Origin of the sequence: Chloracidobacterium thermophilum B, assembly GCF_000226295.1 — a bacterium.
GTDB classification, from domain to species: Bacteria; Acidobacteriota; Blastocatellia; order Chloracidobacteriales; family Chloracidobacteriaceae; genus Chloracidobacterium; species Chloracidobacterium thermophilum.
The window spans coordinates 951,888-968,101 of the sequence record NC_016025.1; the positions used below are offsets into that span (position 1 = coordinate 951,888).

General features: G+C 62.5%; 15 protein-coding genes and 1 pseudogene. 12 read left to right on the top strand and 4 right to left on the bottom strand.

Annotated elements, in window-relative coordinates:
- Position 1 precedes the first annotated feature (1 nt).
- The gene (locus CABTHER_RS14950; protein WP_014101525.1) at positions 2 to 3,757 is read right to left on the bottom strand and encodes an ATP-binding protein; all 3,756 of its coding nucleotides are present in this window, start codon (positions 3,755 to 3,757) and stop codon (positions 2 to 4) included.
- Between the two features lie 309 nt (positions 3,758 to 4,066).
- Between CABTHER_RS14950 and CABTHER_RS17655 the strand changes: the two genes are divergently transcribed.
- From CABTHER_RS17655 to CABTHER_RS18015, 7 genes and pseudogenes are all read left to right on the top strand, one after another.
- Positions 4,067 to 4,267: a response regulator gene (locus tag CABTHER_RS17655; protein WP_187288460.1), complete on the top strand. Its 201-nt coding sequence runs from the start codon at positions 4,067 to 4,069 to the stop codon at positions 4,265 to 4,267.
- Positions 4,218 to 4,820 (top strand): response regulator, encoded by a 603-nt coding sequence (locus CABTHER_RS14960; protein ID WP_081464991.1) that lies wholly within the window; start codon positions 4,218 to 4,220, stop codon positions 4,818 to 4,820. Before CABTHER_RS17655 ends, CABTHER_RS14960 begins: the two co-directional genes overlap by 50 nt.
- Before the next feature lie 118 nt (positions 4,821 to 4,938).
- A complete protein-coding gene (locus CABTHER_RS14965; protein WP_014101528.1) occupies positions 4,939 to 6,264 on the top strand; it encodes an NAD(P)/FAD-dependent oxidoreductase in 1,326 nt (441 codons plus the stop codon).
- A gap of 259 nt (positions 6,265 to 6,523) precedes the next feature.
- The gene (locus tag CABTHER_RS14970) at positions 6,524 to 7,174 is read left to right on the top strand and encodes an IS607 family transposase (RefSeq protein WP_014101529.1); all 651 of its coding nucleotides are present in this window, start codon (positions 6,524 to 6,526) and stop codon (positions 7,172 to 7,174) included.
- A pseudogene (locus CABTHER_RS18010) lies at positions 7,165 to 7,239 on the top strand (helix-turn-helix domain-containing protein); the annotation flags it as partial. The gene CABTHER_RS14970 and the pseudogene CABTHER_RS18010, both read left to right, overlap by 10 nt.
- Before the next feature lie 127 nt (positions 7,240 to 7,366).
- Complete coding sequence (locus CABTHER_RS14975; RefSeq protein ID WP_014101530.1) at positions 7,367 to 8,296, top strand: RNA-guided endonuclease InsQ/TnpB family protein; 930 nt, start codon at positions 7,367 to 7,369, stop codon at positions 8,294 to 8,296.
- The gene (locus tag CABTHER_RS18015) at positions 8,268 to 8,501 is read left to right on the top strand and encodes a hypothetical protein (RefSeq protein ID WP_455423203.1); all 234 of its coding nucleotides are present in this window, start codon (positions 8,268 to 8,270) and stop codon (positions 8,499 to 8,501) included. The genes CABTHER_RS14975 and CABTHER_RS18015 overlap by 29 nt, the downstream gene beginning before the upstream one ends.
- A gap of 91 nt (positions 8,502 to 8,592) precedes the next feature.
- Here CABTHER_RS18015 and CABTHER_RS14980 read toward each other — a convergent pair whose 3' ends face one another.
- Both CABTHER_RS14980 and CABTHER_RS16365 read right to left on the bottom strand, forming a co-directional pair.
- Positions 8,593 to 9,312 carry a sigma-70 family RNA polymerase sigma factor gene (locus CABTHER_RS14980; protein WP_014101531.1) on the bottom strand — a complete coding sequence of 240 codons (720 nt, stop codon included), beginning with the start codon at positions 9,310 to 9,312 and terminating at the stop codon, positions 8,593 to 8,595.
- A 35-nt stretch (positions 9,313 to 9,347) separates the two neighbouring features.
- Entirely contained in the window at positions 9,348 to 10,448 is a 1,101-nt protein-coding gene (locus CABTHER_RS16365) for a transglycosylase SLT domain-containing protein (RefSeq protein WP_014101532.1), read from the bottom strand.
- A 260-nt stretch (positions 10,449 to 10,708) separates the two neighbouring features.
- Between CABTHER_RS16365 and CABTHER_RS14990 the strand changes: the two genes are divergently transcribed.
- A complete protein-coding gene (locus CABTHER_RS14990; protein ID WP_014101533.1) occupies positions 10,709 to 11,131 on the top strand; it encodes a hypothetical protein in 423 nt (140 codons plus the stop codon).
- Between the two features lie 37 nt (positions 11,132 to 11,168).
- On the opposite strand, the gene CABTHER_RS14995 is transcribed toward CABTHER_RS14990, so the two are convergent.
- Positions 11,169 to 12,239 (bottom strand): phosphotransferase family protein, encoded by a 1,071-nt coding sequence (locus CABTHER_RS14995; protein ID WP_014101534.1) that lies wholly within the window; start codon positions 12,237 to 12,239, stop codon positions 11,169 to 11,171.
- A gap of 148 nt (positions 12,240 to 12,387) precedes the next feature.
- On the opposite strand from CABTHER_RS14995, the gene CABTHER_RS15000 reads away from it, so the two are divergent.
- The 4 genes from CABTHER_RS15000 to CABTHER_RS15015 all read left to right on the top strand — a co-directional run bounded on the left by CABTHER_RS15000 (position 12,388) and on the right by CABTHER_RS15015 (position 16,137).
- Positions 12,388 to 12,909, top strand: a complete 522-nt coding sequence (locus CABTHER_RS15000; RefSeq protein ID WP_148264140.1) for a DUF6702 family protein — start codon at positions 12,388 to 12,390, stop codon at positions 12,907 to 12,909.
- Positions 12,910 to 12,917: 8 nt separating this feature from the next.
- Positions 12,918 to 13,409 (top strand): CIA30 family protein, encoded by a 492-nt coding sequence (locus CABTHER_RS15005; RefSeq protein ID WP_455423204.1) that lies wholly within the window; start codon positions 12,918 to 12,920, stop codon positions 13,407 to 13,409.
- Positions 13,410 to 13,582: 173 nt separating this feature from the next.
- The gene (locus CABTHER_RS16370; RefSeq protein WP_014101537.1) at positions 13,583 to 15,568 is read left to right on the top strand and encodes a LysM peptidoglycan-binding domain-containing protein; all 1,986 of its coding nucleotides are present in this window, start codon (positions 13,583 to 13,585) and stop codon (positions 15,566 to 15,568) included.
- Positions 15,569 to 15,612: 44 nt separating this feature from the next.
- Positions 15,613 to 16,137 (top strand): hypothetical protein, encoded by a 525-nt coding sequence (locus tag CABTHER_RS15015; protein ID WP_014101538.1) that lies wholly within the window; start codon positions 15,613 to 15,615, stop codon positions 16,135 to 16,137.
- Positions 16,138 to 16,214: the final 77 nt, after the last annotated feature.

Consider the following 16,214-nt stretch of genomic DNA (forward strand, 5'->3'; position numbering starts at 1 on the left):
TTCATTCAATCCTGGCAATCGCCATCGTGATGCGCGATTCAGCCTCCTGGGGCTGGACGCGCGGCAGCGTGATGGTGAAGCGACTGCCCCGGCCCGGCCCCTCCGACGTGGCTTCAATACAACCGCCATGCGCGTCAATGTAGCTTTTGGCAATAGTGAGGCCGAGACCTGTGCCGCGCGTGTTGAACTCAAACCGCCCGGACGAATGCCGTGAGGTATCCCGGCCGGTGTAGAACCGCTCAAAGATGTGAGGCAAATCGGCGGCATCAATGCCGATTCCGTTGTCGGCAATTTCAACGGTGACGAATGTTTCCCCGCCCGTCACGGTTACAGCAATCTCGCCGCCATCCGGGGTGAACTTGATGGCGTTTTGAATGACGTTGAGAAACGACAGGTTGAGTTTGTGGGCATCGCCTTCAATCTGGGTGTTGCCACTGGCGACGAACAGCACCTGCTGCCGGCGCCTGGACGTAAAGACGCTGACCTCCTGCAGAATCTCACGCAGCAACGACTCGACGACGACAGGCTCGCGCTGGAGACCAATGTAGCCTTCCTGAATCTTGAGCACCTCGAAGATGTCCTCGACAATCCGCGCCAGCCGGTCGGTGGTCTTCAGGCAGGTGGCGAGAGCCATCTGCTGGCGTTCAGTAGGCGGGTCAAACGCGCCAAATGCCATGGCTTCGAGAAAGCCCTTGATGACCGTCAGCGGGGTGCGCATCTCGTGCGAGGTCACGGCCAGGAAGTTGTTTTTCATGACATCGAGTTCCTGCATCCGCGCCACGACTTCCTGTTCACGGCGGTAGAGACGCTCGGCCCGCTCAGCTGCTTCCCGGAGCTGGCGGTTGATGGTGGCATTCTCGATAGCTACGGCCGCCTGATGGGTCAGCCCTTCGATGAGGTCGCAGTCCTGCTCAGTGAAAGGCTCCCGTCCAAGTGGACGCCGAATGTCAAGGACGCCAATCGTCGCGCCGCTGCGATTGCGGATAGGCACGTCCATGATGCCGTGCACCCCATACACCTCAATGAGGTCAGGATGCGCCAGGTCAGGGCAGGTGCGGACATCATTGACAATCCGTGGCTTCCCTGTCGCCGCCACACTCCCGGCAACCCCCTTGCCCAGCGGAAAGGGGACTTCACAATCTTCCCAGGCTTTTCCATTCCAGACGTGGCGAAAGACCAGCGTATCGCCCTCCATTAGGCCAATCCCGCCCGGCTCACCCCGTACCAGCAGCGCGCTCTCCGAGGCAATCTTGCGCAGGACTTCCCCCACATCCAGAGTCGAGTTGATGACGCGCGTGCTGTCGAGCAACTGCCGCAGCGCCGCAATGCGCAGTTCCTGATGGCGTCGGATTTGGCGTACCCGCAGGTCATACAGGGCATAGCCAAAGCCAAACAGCGCCAAGGCATAGAGCACGTAGGCCCAGGGTTGCCGCCACGGTGCCGCCTGAATGGAAAACGACAGGGTGACGGGCCTGACCATCTGCCCCGTGGCATCCCGCGCCCAGACCGTGAGCGTGTAGTTCCCCGGCGGCAGATTTGAGCAGTCGCGCCGGGTGCGTCCTGTCCAGGGGGTCGGTTCGGCATCGTAAGGGGCAAGCTGCGTGCGGTACATCACCTCCTGCCCACGCCGCAGCACGGGCAGGACAAAGTGAAACGAAAGGTCGCGCAGCGTATGCGGGAAAGCCAGCCCGGGTGACGGGGATAGCAGAGTATCCTCCGCAGTGGCGATGTGCACCAGCAGTTTTCCCGGTGTCTCTTCGGCAGGAAAGATATGTGTGTCGAGGACAGCCAGGCCACGCACCGTCCCCACCCAGGCCCGGCCCCGGCGATCACAGCCGGCGCGCCCGAAGTTGCATTCATTGCTGGGCAGACCGTCTTCCACGGTAAAGGTTTTCAGCACACGCTCCTGACCTTCCTGCGCCCTGTCCAGCGCCAGACACACAACCCCCCGGTTGGTCGTCGCCCACAACCGGCGGTGATCATCCTCGAACAGGTGATACACCACATCGTTGGGCAGTGCCGGCGTGGTCCGGGTGTTGAGATGTTCAAGGATGCGCGGGGGGTCGCCCGGTTCGAGACACACCAGACCCCCACCCTGCAAACCACACCACAGCCGGGTGTGACCGGTGGCGTCGCGGGTCACGTGCAGGGCATTGACCATCGGCTGCCCACTCAGCCCAAGCTCAAAACGCTTCCACCCGGCCGCCGTCCGGCAGGCAATGCCCTGGTCAAGGCCGGCCCAGAGCTGCACTTCCCCATCCGGGCCGGACACTTCTGCCACCGTGTACACGGCTTCATTTTCGAGACCCAACGACTCGCTTTCGCCCGTATCGGGGCGCAGGGCCAGCAACCCCCGGTTGGTTCCCACATACAGCCGCGCCGGTGTCGTTGCAGCGCGTGACGGACACAGGACATGAATGTGGGCATCCGCCGGGACGAATTCAACACGCGAAGCGCGCAAGGGGCGTCTGTTCTCTGCAAGTTGCCACAAACCGGCCGTGGCCGTGCCAATCCACAGCACCCGCCGGCCCGGCTGCCCGGTTGTCAGCAGCGTGCGGACGTTGTCGGCCGGGAAGCCCTGTTCAGGGCCAATGGTTGCCCATGTGCCACGCTCCCACTTGGCCAATCCGGCCAGCGTTCCGGCCCAGAGAATTTCCGTACCATCGGCGGCGTCCCAGACTTCGGCACACCAGGCCATGTTGGAAGGCAACCCCTGCGCCTTTGACAGCGACCACCAGGCACCGTGGTGCAGGTAGGTCACGCCACCGCCGCCGCCCTGTCCGATCCAAATCCCGCCACTGCGGGGTTGACTGATGAACAGGGAACGCACGAGGTCACTCGACAGCCCCTGGGCTGTTGCGTAGCGCCGCCACTGGCCGCCGGCTTGGGCGTACAGTCCCTGATTCGTGCCGATCCACACAAGGGGGCTGCCATCCGGGCCCTCGACTTCCAGCATGGCGTTAATGGACAGCGTCGCAAGTTCCGCCGGTACTCCTGACAACGCCTGCACCTGCCGGCCGACCACCAGCGCCGCGCCGCGTACGGTGCCAACCCAAACGCTGTCGGGTGCCAGCCGTCGGGACAGGCAGGTGATGTTGTTCGCCGGCAGGCCATCCGCGGTTGTCAATGGTTCCCACTGCTCTGTGCCCAGCACCTGCCGCCAGAGACCGCGGTCCTGCGTCCCCACCCACAGGCAGGGCACAGGTTTGTCGGTTACGCTCAAGCACTGCACCACACAGCCCTGGAGCGGCAGGGCCGCTGGCGGGCGCTCCCACCGCTCATCCCGGAAGCGAAACAGGCCGTCATGCGTGCCAATCCACAGCCCTCCTGCCCTGTCGTCCGGTATGGCCAGCAGCGCAGTGATGTTGTTGGCACGTTCACTGCCGAGAGAAAATGTCCGCCATGGCTGGGACGGATGCGCCAGCGCATCGTAGCGACAGAGTCCGTTGGGCGTGCCCAACCAGACGCTTTCCCCGGTCACGGCCAGCGCCGTCACGAAGTTGGAACCCAAGGCGCGTGGCACAGCAACCGGCGTCCAGAGGCGGCCGTCGAAATAGGCCGCGCCGTCCTGTGTCGCCGCCCAGAGTCGGCCCTGCTGGTCACGCACCAACGCCCGGATGGAGTTCTGGGGCAGCCCCTGCTGGTCGGTGTAGGTTTGCAGCGCCGGCTGGGCTATGCTGAGTGGCGTTGCGGCGGTTGGCGGCGACGATATTTTTCCCGGACGGGGAAGGGATTGCGGCTGCGCCCACCCTCCCAACAGACAAAGCCAGAAGCACAGCAGGACGCACCATGGGCAACGGCGTTCGGACCGACGCCGGGGAGACCTTCGCAGGGGATGGGCGGAAGCCGAATGCCCCTGCACGGTGGCTTTTCGTAAGGCGCTGCCCATGTTCAACACCATTTGAGCATGTGGCGTCCGAAGCTGGTGGGAGACCGGCTGATGGAACCTGGATACCCCGCACTGTGCGCGCCACGCCAAGGCAAGTCAAGCAAAAGCTTCCGGCTGGTCAGGAGAAGCCGGAATGTATTAGAAAATGCACATCACACGCAGCAAGGATGCCGTTTTATGACCCTGCCGTATGTGTCACCGGCTGAGACCGCTTCCCTGACTTCCGCCTGGATACTGGTGGTTGACGACGAGCCATTGATTCGTCAGTCCATTGGACAGGCCCTGCAGAAACAGGGTCATCAGGTTGCACTGGCCGCAGACGGGCGTGATGCCCTTGAGCAGCTTGGCGCGGCGACCTTTGAGTTTGGTGGTCTGTGACATCAGCATGCCGCACCTGGATGGCATCGAGCTGTGCAACCTCGTGCGCAGCGACCCGCGGACGGCCGCCATACCGTTCCTTTTCCTCAGCGCCTACCAGGACATCGAGACCCGCCTTCAGGGGCTGTCTGCCGGGGCCAATGATTTTCTGGGCAAGCCGTTCAGTCTCGATGAGCTGGTCTATCGGGTCAACCGCCTGCTGACCAATCGCCGTTCCCCGCTCGTGGATGAAGCCCTCGAAGTCAACCCCAACCACCTGGGGCAGTTTTCCTTCGAGCAGGCGCTTCACGTCATTCGCAGCCAGGCGCTGAGCGGACTGCTGACGGTTATTTTCCCCCAGGGCGAGGTTGGGCGGGCTGTGTTCGAGCAGGGCAACCTGACGGCAGCGGAAATCGAAGCGGCCAACGGCGACAGTGTACTCGCGGGCTCTGTGGCGCTCGAATACCTCTTGCAGTCGCCACGGGTGACGTTCACGTTTTCCGGGCAGCAGACTCTCGACAACGCCGTGCTGATGACCCAGATCACACGGACGGTCGAATCGGAAGCCGGCTAGGAAGCAACGTTGTACGGGTGACACACCCGTGTCGTTTTTTCATTCTCAAGTAACGCCGGTGTGGGATAGGATGCGTCTGTCCTCCCGCCAACTTCTCTGACACGGACGTTCACCACCGATGACTGCCCCGCATACAACCTCATCGCCGGTTGACATTCTGGTTCTGGGCGGTGGCTTTGCCGGCCTCAACACCGCCTTCCAGTTGTCGAACTATCCCTGGACGCGCCCCGTACGCATTACGCTCGTTGACCGCAACGACCGGTTTCTGTTTACGCCGATGGCCTACGAAATTCTCACCGGCGAAGTTGAGGTGTGGGAGATTGCCCCCTTGTACCGCGACATCCTCGGCAACCGGCCGGTGCGGTTCGTGCAGGGCGTCATTGAGCGGATTGACCTTGAAAAACGCCAGGTACAGGTTGGCGACACGACGCACCGGTACGACTATCTCGTGCTGGCGCTGGGGGGACGCCCCAACTTCCGGCAGGTGCCGGGCGCTGACAAATACTCGCAGCCGTTCTATGACCTGGCACACGTCCAGGCCTATCAGAAGCACCTGGCCCACACGCTCGACCGCGCCAGGCAGACCACTGATCCCAAGGTGCGCAAGGCGCTGTTGAACTTTCTGGTGGTTGGCGCTGGCACCTGCGGCGTCGAAGTAAGCTGCAAGCTGGCCGATTACCTTGATGCGCAGTCCCGGGCGTACGGACTCGACCGCCAGGAAATGGAAATCCACCTCATTGACCGCAACGAGCGGATTCTGCGGGGTGTGGCCCACCGTCTGGAGCCGATTGCCCTCGACGCGCTGCGGCGGCGGCGGGTCAACTTGGTTCTGGACTGGGGCGTGACCAAAGTCACCCCGGAAGGCGTCGAAATCCGCTGCGACAAGCAGGGCACGCTCAAGCAGGTGGCGGCGGCCACTGTCACCTGGACTGGCGGCATCGAGATGCATCCGCTTCTGACGGCCCTTCCCGTTGAGAAGGATGCGCACGGGCGGATTCGGGTCACCCAGCAGCTTGAAGTTCCGGGCCAGCGGGGCGTCTATGCACTGGGGGATGCCACGCATTTTCCGACCGACGATGGGCAGGGATTGCCGGCCACGGCTCAGGTTGCCGTCCGGCAGTCAGAAATCGCTGCCTGGAACATTCGCGCCGACATCGAAGGCTGGGTGAAGCTGCCCTACATCTACATCGGGCTGGGTGAAATGCTCACCCTGGGTATCGGAGAAGCTGGTGTGGATGCCTTTGGGATGTGCATCGGCGGCACACTTGGCGCGGCGATGCGGCGTGCGGTCTATCTGACGAAGCTTCCGACGATGGGGCTGAAAGTGCGGGTGGGCGGCACGTGGATGGGTGAAATTGCGAAAAGCCTGCTCGCTACCGGCGAGCGCGCTGTGGATGCTGTCCGGCAGGCTGCCGCACAGGCACAGGTGAATCAGGCAGCCTAGCCAAATGCTCAGGTACCTCCCCGACCGGCTTGTTCCCGGCCGGACGCCCCGGCTGGTTGCAAACCCGGACGCCGACAACGGCAGTCTGGACGGCACGGCCAGCCCTGCCGCTGAAACTGCACCTTCCCGCCGGTATCCTTATTGCTCTGGGCGGATCACTTACCAGACGCCAAACTTCAGCCCAGACGCCAAACTTCAGCCCCGAAGCGTGGGGGAGCCGGACTCTAGCTTGCCGTATAGTACGCGATAGTGTATAATAATGCTCATAGAAAGCACTATAAGCACAGGCAAGGCGGCAAAACTCCCTGGTGTCCCGGTCAAGACGTTGCAGCGTTGGGAACGCGAAGGAAGGCTGATTCCGGTGGCCCGAACGGACAGCAACCGCCGCCTCTACACTGAGACGCGGATCCGTGAGTTCATCGGTTTGCGGCAGGCCAACCACGCGCCAACAAAGCTTGTCGCCTACTGTCGGGTATCGAGTGCGGCGCAGAAGCCGGACCTGGCGAATCAGCGCAAAGTGCTGGAAGAGTTCGTGGTGGCGAAGGGATTGGCGGGGGTCGGGTTTATCGAGGAAGTGGGCAGCGGGCTGGACTTCAGGCGCAAGCGGTTTCTGGCCCTTATGGACGAGATCGGGCGACGGGAAGTCAGGATGCTGATCCTCGCTCACCGGGACCGCCTCACCCGTTTCGGCTTTGAGTGGTTCGAACATTACGCCCAAACCCATGGCTGCGAAGTGCTGGTCCTCAACCAGGAACGGCTGTCTCCCGAACAGGAAATGGTGCAAGACTTAATGACCATCGTGCGCTGTTTTTCGTCTCGGCTGTACGGTTTGAGGAACTATCGAAAGAAGTTGGATGAAGCGCTGAAACAGGATGCGAATGACGTCAAAAAGGCCCAACAATGCAACTGACCCACAAGATCGCTCTTTGTCCGACTCCTGAGCAAGTGGACTACTTCAAGCGCGCCTGCGGCACGGCGCGGCGTGTTTGGAACTGGGCGCTCAATGAGTGGAACAGGCAATACGCAGCAGGCGGCAGGCCAAACGCCATGGCGCTCAAAAAACAGTTCAACGCCATCAAGTACACCGACCCGCAGTGGCTCGATGAGAACGGTCGGCCTTGGTTGCAAGACATTCACCGGGATGCCCACGCCCAGCCGTTCAGGAATCTCGCCAAAGCCTGGGAACGGTTCTTCGCCAACCCTCAAGGAGGGCAAAGAAGCGCACGAGCCACGGCTCAAGAAAAAGGGGCGTTGCCGCGACAGCTTTTATGTTGCCAACGACAAGTTCACCCTGGAAGGCAAGACGATCCGTCTGCCCAGGATCGGTGAAGTCGCCATGACCGAGGAGCTGCGCTTCGCGGGCAGGATTTTGGGCGCAACGGTTTCTCGCACCGCGGATCGTTGGTTTGTGGCCATACAGGTCGAGGTGCCTGATGCGCAATTTTATCGGCGTCGCACGTCGCACGAGGTCAACGGCATCGACCTGGGCATCAAGGCTGCCGCAACGATCTCCAGCGGTGAAGTCATCGAGGCGCCAAAGCCGCTCAAAGCAGCGCTGCGCCGTCTGGAAATCCGTAGCCGACGTCTCAGCCGCAAGCTGGAAGCCGCCAGGAAGGCAGCAGGATTTGAACGCCATGCCCGCCTGCCTGAAGGAACGCGCCTGCCGGTATCGAACAACCGGCAGAAGTCCGCTGCGACATTGGCAAGGCTCTATGCCCGCATGGCCAATATCCGAGCGGATTTCACCCACAAGCTCACGACTCGACTCTGCCGCGAAAACCAAGCGTTGGTGATCGAGGATTTAAACGTCAAGGGGATGCTGGAGAACGAGAAGCTCGCTCGCGCCATCTCTGACGTGGGTTTTGGGATGTTACGCTCGCCGTTGGAATACAAGGCCCGGCGCTACGGTACTCAGCTTACCATCGCTGATCGCTGGTATCCAGGCAGCCGACTGTGCTCCATCTGTGGCTGGAAGAACGAGGCGCTGACATTGAGAGAAATGGGTGTGTGCTCAATGTGGTGCGCACCATGACCGTGACCTCAATGCGGCGCTGAACCTGAAACGGCTGGCAACCGAAACGGCCCTACCCGTGGCGAGTCCGTCCAGCAATGGCGGCGCTGCGGCGGGGACCGTCCCCGCCGTAGTCGGGAAAGTCACGCCTGTCAGATACGACGGTGGTCAACAGGACACGTCGGGGCAGGAAGAGAACCGTGCGCACTTTTGCGCACATTCTTGATAGCAGATAGTGGTGACGTTGGTGCCCGTAACAGTTGAGTTTCCCGCTGGCCGGCAGGCTGCCGCTCCAGCCCAAACCGATGAAGCCGCAACTAGCCGGCTTCGTCCGGCCTGAGCAGCCCCTCGCGCTGCATGGCTTCGCGCAGGCGCTTGATGGCGCGCGCATGCAGGCGCGATCCCCACGACCGTGACAGCCCCAGTTCAGCGGCGTAATCCGCCGCGCTCCGCCCCTTGAAATACAGAGCCTCGATGGTGGCGCGGTCTTCATCAGGCAGTTGCGCCACAAGGCGCATCATCCGGCCGATGAGGTCATCCCGTTCCAGGGCGCTGGCAAAATCCAGGCTCCGGTCGTCGGCAATCGTGAGTTCCTCGTGATCGAGCGACAGCAGGTAAATCGGGATGAGACTTTCAAGCTGCGCCTGCGCGTCGGCAATGTCGTCGTCGAGGGTCGTGCCATGGGACGGACGCCCGGACTCCTCTTCGGCCAGACTGTGGAGAAAATCCGTCGCATTGGCTTCGGCACGCACGCGCCCGCCATCCACCCGGGCAAAGTTGGCCATTTTGCGCACTTCATCCCAGATGGCACCCTTGATGTAGTAGTGGGCAAAGGTCACAAACGACACACCCCGCGCCGGATTGTATTTCTCAGCGGCGCGCACCAGTCCCAGGTTGCCGTAGGCAATCAGGTCGTCGAGTTCGACGCTGGGCGGCAACTTCCGCACAATGTCGTAGGCAATCGTCCGCACGTAGTGCAGATGCTGCTCGATGAGCGCATCCCGCTGGACATTGGGAGATGGCTGCGTTCCGCTCATGCCGTTTCGCGCCACCGTACGGGAGTGACCTCACGTCACCCGGCGGCGGTACGGCGGCGCGCGGCCCGAGCGACGATCTGTTCTGGGTAGTTGCGGATTTCGACAAACTTCTGGGCCGCCAGTTTAGGAAAGTAGCGCGCAGCGGCCAACGCCAAGGGCGCAGTTTCGCCCCCAAGCGCCAGATGTTCCCACTTGGTGGCCCATTCGCGGGCAAACGCGACGGCTTCCGGCCCGGTCAGCCCTTCCTCGCGGGCGCGGGCAAGGCCCTCGCGGTAGGCATGCCCCATCGCCACGGTAATCGTTCCTTCTCCACCGTTGTACGCACCCATGACGAACTTCCAGTACTCATCCCCCTGCGGCGTGCCGTAGCGCGAAAAGGCCATTTCCGTCAGGCGCTGCGCCTTGACGTGCAGCAACCGCGCAGCGGCCGGAATGGCCAGGCTCGGATTGAGCCGCTCGTCGCTTTCCGTTCCCGGAACGCCTACGGACAACCCCAGTTCGCGGGCTTCACGGCGGCCAATCTGGGCAATACCGGCGTAGCCATACTGGTTGACGACATCGGTGCGCAGCCCCGACTCCTGCACGAGCAAACTCTTGAGCAACCGTGGCGGCAATCCCGGACACAGGGCCACGGCCTGCTCGATGAGGGGATCAAGCGCACTGGCTGCGGCCATTTTGTCTTTGCCCACTCCACGCGGCGCGGCATCGTCAGACGATGGCGCAACGAAGTGCCGGTCGGGTCCCCCTGGCGCCTGGCCCGGCGCAGCCGATGACTGAAGGGCGGCCAGGTCGTTGAGCATAGGCTGCACGAGCCGGGCGCTGATGTCGTTCCATTCATCGAGCAGTTCCGGCGACTGCGACAGGTCAGCGCCAATCAGCTCTGGATGGCGCGCCTGAAAGATCAGGTCTGTCAACTGCCACGGATCGGTAAAGCCGGCCTGCACCGCCAGGACAATGGTCTTGAGTTCTTCACGGGTCCGGCGCTGCGTCTCCGGGTCGTTGCCCAGAGCCTGTTCCAGGCGGGTTTCAAAGGCCGTTTTACCGGTGGCACGGGTGGCAGCGGCCGGTTGCCGCAGAAAGGCATCCGGCCGTATCCGCGCCAAGTCAGTACGCTGAATGTTTTGCTCGTTTGCCATGGCACTTCCCCGTCAAGCCAAACTCAAAACCCCGTCTGCCCTTTACCGCTGCCGACGCGGGGGCTTTGCAACGTTTCCGGCGCTCACGCACAGTGCGCCCTATCCTTGGTTATCGTTCGATGTACAGCCATGTTGCGCGCGTCCCAGGAAACGTCCGTGCCAAGACGTACGCGCTGCGCTGGCGGGCTGTGCTAATCTGCACCCCATCTTCAAACGGCTCGTGTCAAACACTTGTTATCCGAAAGGAGTGTTCCCATCCAATGCGAAACCTCTGGCTGCGATACGCCTGGCTGCGATACGGACTCTGCCTGTGGGTCGTCCTTGGACTGCTGCCCGTGGCCGCCACAGCCTACGGGCCCGATGAACCGAAGAAGGCTCCGGCCGTCGAAGGCGAATATGACATGGAAATCACCGTGACCGGCGCGGGGATTTTTCCCGTTGAGCTGAAGGTCATGCGCGACGAGCAAGGCAAACTCATCTGTGAGTCCAAAGACCAGATTGGCGTGTCCATCACGGGTATCACTGTGGACGACGACGGGCAGGTGACGTTGACCGGCAACTACCAGGGCATGGAATTCGAGTTCAAAGGCAAACTCGAAGGCGACACGATGAAGGGTGAGTTCGACATTTCGGGCTACGCCGGCACGTGGGTCGCCACCCGCCGCAAGCCTTCAAAGGAATAATGGTGCAGGGCGAACGGCGGTTCGCCCCTGCCACCGGTCATCCCATGGCGCGTTGGGCCAGTTCGGCAAACAGGCGGGCCATAGCCCCCATGCGGGCAAAACGCTCGTCGTGCGTGAAGCCTTTCACATACCGGAAGTAGATTTGCTGCACGATGACCGCCACCTTGAACAGCGCAAAGGCTTCGTGCCAGCGCATTTCACGGACATCCCGGCGGCTGGTTTCGGCGTAGCGGGCCAGCAGTTCGGCGCGGGTCAGGTTGCCGGGCAGCGCCGTCAGCCCGAAACTCATGGCGTGGACTTCCGGCGGATCATCCCGCTCCACCCAGTAGGCAAGTGCTGTGGCCACGTCCGTCAGCGGATCGCCCACCGTAGCCATTTCCCAGTCCAGCACGGCGCGAATCCGGGTCAGATCGTCCGGGTCGAGAACGACGTTGTCGTACTTGTAATCGTTGTGAATGAGCGTGGCGGCGCTGTCTTCGGGAATGCGCGCCGTCACCCAGGCAATGACCCGTTCCATGGCCGGCACGTCATCGGTCTGGGCAGCGCGATACCGCTTGACCCAGCCCTCGACCTGACGGCGGACGTACCCGGCTCCCCGGTAAAGATCGCGCAATCCGGCGGCTTCGACATCCACGGCATGCAGCTCGGCAAGATGGTCAATGAAGTTTGTCGAAAGCCGGCGCATGGTTTCGGTGTCGAGTGTGATTCCATCCGGGACCCTGGTGCGCAGAATGACGCCCCGCACGCGCGTCATGACGTAAAACGGGACGCCCAACGGCGAACTTTCCGCCGGGATGTAGCACAGCGGCTGTGGCACGCGCGGATAGACCCGGTGCAGGCCCGACAGCACCCGAAACTCGCGGTGCATGTCGTGTCCCGCCTTGATATGTTCCGCGCCAAAGGGCGGACGCCGCAGCACATATTCCCGGTCGCCGCTCCGCAGGGCGTAGGTCAGATTGGAGTGCCCGGCCGGAAACTGCTCGATGATGAGCGGCGGGGCAAGTTCCGGGAGATGCGGTTGCAGGCAGGCCAACAGCGCCTCTGCATCCAAGTCCTCACCAGCCCGGGGTGGACGCGGAGCATCAAGGGCAGAAAGCGGAATGGTCATCGGTGTGCCTCACTGGATGAACCGGCGCGGCCGGTCAGTCTCGGCAGTTGCGTCTGGACAGAGGTCTGGAAAAGGGGAAATAACATACCGTTGACCGGGCGACAACGGGCCGCCGGTTTTTACAGACGGGAATGGGACAGGAAACATCATGACCTCACGACGAGCATTTCTGACGATGGCTTTGTGGCTGGCTTCCGGCACGGGCCTGGGTGCGCCAGCGGCGGCGCACAAATTTCACGCCAGTTTTACGACCATCGAGTTCAACGCGGAAACCGGCTCGCTGGAGATTTCCCTGCGCGTTTTCAGTGATGATCTGGAAAACGCCCTGAGCCGCCAGGCGCGGCGGCGCATTGAACTCGACCGGACGCCGGATGTCGCCGAGCTGGCCAGCGCTTATGTGCGGGAACGGTTCAAACTGCGCTGTACCGATGGCACACCGGTGCGGATGGCGTGGGTCGGCATGGAGCAGCGGGTGGATATGACGTGGATATACATCGAAGCACCGGCTCCTGCTGGCTTCACCGGACTGGAAGCCTTGGTGACGGTCTTCTTCGAGCTGTTCCGCGACCAGAAAAACAACGTCTCATGCAAGGATGCGCAGGGCAAGCGCCACGACATCCTGTTTCGTCCCAGCGACAACACCTTCAAACCGCTGGTGCCAGCTTCCTGATGATGGTGGTGTTCGACTTTGCAGACCCGACGGCCGCCACCGCCTGGTACGCCATTGGCGATCAGGTCATGGGCGGCTGTTCGTCCGGGCAGTTGCGCCCGACGAACCACGGCTTTGCCGTCTTTGAAGGTGTGGTGTCTCTCGCCAACCATGGCGGCTTTGCTTCCGTGCGCTCAGCTCCTCTCGCGCAGCGCCTGCCGCCCCAGGCGGTGTTTGTCATCGAGGTCAGGGGCGACGGGAAAACCTACAGGTTCGTGGTACGCACCGATGCCAATTTTGACGGACTGGCCTATCAGGCCACCTTCACGCCTGCGCCCAACACGTGGCAGACCTGCCGGTTTGCCGCGACTGACTTTGTGCCGACGTTTCGTGGCCGCCCTGTTCCGGCCCCGCCCCTGCGGACGGAAGCCACGACGACTGTGGGCCTGATGATTGCCGGCAAACAGGCCGGCCCCTTTGCCCTGGCCCTGCGGCGGTTGGTGGTTCTCACCGAAGCCTGACCGGCGCGGCTTCCGTGTGGCGCACACTTTGAGCAGGCAGGGCAGACATTTCGCTGGCAACTGGCCGGCTCAAAAACATGCTGCCCTGACGCAACATCGGACGCTGCCAACCGATAACGGAAGTGAGGACCGACAGTGTCGGCACACCACGATGGATGGGAGACTTGAACGCGATGGCACGGCTCAACGGGGTTACACGGACACCGGCGACTTCTTCACAGACTCCAACCACCGGCACCCAACACCTGATCCGGCGCGGGGAAACCCTGTCGGGCATTGCACAGCGTTATGGGACAACGGTGGATGCGCTCCTGCAGGCCAACCGCCAGATCAGAAATCCGAACCTCATTTACGCCGGACAGACGCTGACGATTCCAACGACCCGTAACACAAGTGCGCCGAACCAGGCCGGCAGTCAGGCTGGCAGCCAGTATGTCGTGCGCCGGGGCGATACGCTTTCCGAAATTGCCGCCCGCAACGGCATTGATCTGGCGCGGCTCATCAAGGCCAATACGCAGATTCAGAATCCCAACCTCATCTATCCCGGACAGGTCATCAACCTGCCGGGCCGCCAGGTAGCAACTCCGGCTCCGGCGCGCCCCAATCCGTCTCAGCCCAGCCCGGCCCAGCCCGGTCCGGCGCCCTCGCGCCCGACGCCCACGCCCTCCCAGCCAACCACGCCTGCGCCACCCCGAGTGGATACCACCGCCCCGGTTGGCACGATTCCACGGACCGGCAACGCTTTCATTGATTCGATTGCAGCCGATGCCATCCGCAGCCAGCGGACAACCGGTGTGCCAGCGTCAGTGACGATTGCCCAGGCCATTCTCGAAAGCGGCTGGGGACGTTCGGAGTTGACCCGCCAAGCCAATAACTACTTCGGCATCAAGGGCACGGGCCCCGCCGGGTCCGTCACGATGCGGACGCGCGAGGTCTTCAACGGCCGCGAGGTCTATGTCAACGCCCAGTTCCGCAAGTACAACTCCGCCGCCGAGTCCTTCGCCGACCATGCCCAGTTCTTCATCCGCAATCCACGCTATGCCACCGCTATGCGGCACACCAACGACGCCTTCCGTTTTGCGGCGGAGATTCACAAGGCCGGATACGCCACCGACCCGAACTACACCAAACTGCTCCACAGTCTCATGCGCGAGTACAATCTGACGCGCTTTGACGCCATTGCGCGGAATGGCAACGCCACACCGGCACCGCCTCCGGCAGCGCCAACCCCGGCACCTGCGCCCTCGGCACCGCCGGCGGCCGGCACGCGGGAGCACCGGGTTCGGGTCGGCGACACGCTCTCCGGTATTGCCCAGCAGTACGGGACGACCGTCGCGGCGCTTCAGCGCGCCAATCCCAGCATCACCAACCCCAACCTCATCTATCCGGGCCAGCGCATTGTGATTCCCGGCAGCGGCAGCACGAATGGCAGTCGGCCAGCGCCGACACCAGCCCCGTCCACCCCGCCGACCTCCGGCTCGCCTGTGCCTCCTGGCCGGGGATTGCCACGCACGGAAGGGATGACCACAGCCCAGAAGTTCGCCCTGTATGCCAACTACATTGAGCGTCACGGCTCCGCCCAGGCCAAGGCTGATCTGGCCGCCGGACGGGTCGTGATTCTGGGGCTGCGTACGGAGACCAACACCCGCGCTAATGGCGGGCAGGGCGTCTATGACGACCGCATCGTGACCCTGCGCAAGCTGCCCAACGGTCAGTTCCAGGTGACGGAACTGCGCGCCAACACGGAACCGAGCAGCCAGTACGAAGATGGCTGGTCAGGACGGACACGGCGCCCGATGGGCGTGGACAGCAACCGGGATGGCTGGCTTGACCTGGGCCGGCTGGTGGATGGCACGCACGAGTACATGCGCGCCAATGTCGGCCCCAACTTCGGCCCGACCCAACCCGACGGGAACAACATCCTGATGCCCACGACAAGCCGCCCGGTCGTGCGCGACACCAACCACGACGGTGTCTTCGACGAGCGCGATCGCAACCGGAACAGCTTTGAGGGACAGACGATGTACTTCCACCGTGGCGGCACGACCAACACCTACTCGGCCGGATGCCAGACCATGCCCCAGAGTGAGTTCAACCGCTTCTGGGATTCGCTTGGCAACCAGCAGCGGTTCCAGTACGTTTTGGTCACGGTTGGCTAGGAACAACCGCATCGCACTGGCGGTGCAGGAAAGGACAGACATCTATGAGCGGACAAATTGGTGGCATTGCGCCCGGCGTTCCCACGCCGGGCACTTCCAACCATCCCCACGGAGCACAGTCACCCGCGACTGGCGGCAAATCCTTTGAATCCATTATGCAGCAGACAGCCGGGCAACCGACCGATGTGCTCCACCAGGGAAGCGGTACGTCGGGCCTGACCTTGGAGCAACTCCGTGCTGACCTGATGCAACGCTTAGCCAACCCAAACGCCAACGACTTTGGAATTTCCTTTGACCAGGCGCGGCTGCGGATTTCTGCTCTGCGGGATGGTATCCACGGCATGGCTCCCGACCGGCGCTCCCCAGACCTGCTGGCGCGGTTCTCACAGGTCGAAAATCAGTGGATGCAGATTGAGACGATACTCAATTCCGACCGGGAACTGTCGCAGGGAGAGTTGCTCGGCTTGCAGGCACGCATGTACCAACTGACTCAGAACATCGAAATTCTGAGCAAGGTCGTGGATCAGGTCACGAGCGGCATCAAGACCGTTCTCCAAACAAACGTTTGAATTGCCCGGCCTGGCTTCATCCACCCGCCAGGCGGTGAGTTGACAGGCAATCTGGAACCGTTACAATCGGCATGCTG

Bases quoted from the DNA above. Each gene is read 5' to 3' on its own strand.
- CABTHER_RS14960 (WP_081464991.1), top strand. From the start codon at position 4,218: ATGCCCTTGAGCAGCTTGGCGCGGCGACCTTTGAGTTTGGTGGTCTGT.
- CABTHER_RS14995 (WP_014101534.1), bottom strand. From the start codon at position 12,239: ATGACCATTCCGCTTTCTGCCCTTGATGCTCCGCGTCCACCCCGGGCT.
- CABTHER_RS16370 (WP_014101537.1), top strand. From the start codon at position 13,583: ATGGCACGGCTCAACGGGGTTACACGGACACCGGCGACTTCTTCACAG.
- CABTHER_RS14975 (WP_014101530.1), top strand. From the start codon at position 7,367: ATGAGAACGGTCGGCCTTGGTTGCAAGACATTCACCGGGATGCCCACG.
- CABTHER_RS17655 (WP_187288460.1), top strand. From the start codon at position 4,067: ATGACCCTGCCGTATGTGTCACCGGCTGAGACCGCTTCCCTGACTTCC.
- CABTHER_RS15015 (WP_014101538.1), top strand. From the start codon at position 15,613: ATGAGCGGACAAATTGGTGGCATTGCGCCCGGCGTTCCCACGCCGGGC.
- CABTHER_RS14980 (WP_014101531.1), bottom strand. From the start codon at position 9,312: ATGAGCGGAACGCAGCCATCTCCCAATGTCCAGCGGGATGCGCTCATC.
- CABTHER_RS14965 (WP_014101528.1), top strand. From the start codon at position 4,939: ATGACTGCCCCGCATACAACCTCATCGCCGGTTGACATTCTGGTTCTG.
- CABTHER_RS14990 (WP_014101533.1), top strand. From the start codon at position 10,709: ATGCGAAACCTCTGGCTGCGATACGCCTGGCTGCGATACGGACTCTGC.
- CABTHER_RS15000 (WP_148264140.1), top strand. From the start codon at position 12,388: ATGACCTCACGACGAGCATTTCTGACGATGGCTTTGTGGCTGGCTTCC.
- CABTHER_RS14970 (WP_014101529.1), top strand. From the start codon at position 6,524: ATGCTCATAGAAAGCACTATAAGCACAGGCAAGGCGGCAAAACTCCCT.
- CABTHER_RS16365 (WP_014101532.1), bottom strand. From the start codon at position 10,448: ATGGCAAACGAGCAAAACATTCAGCGTACTGACTTGGCGCGGATACGG.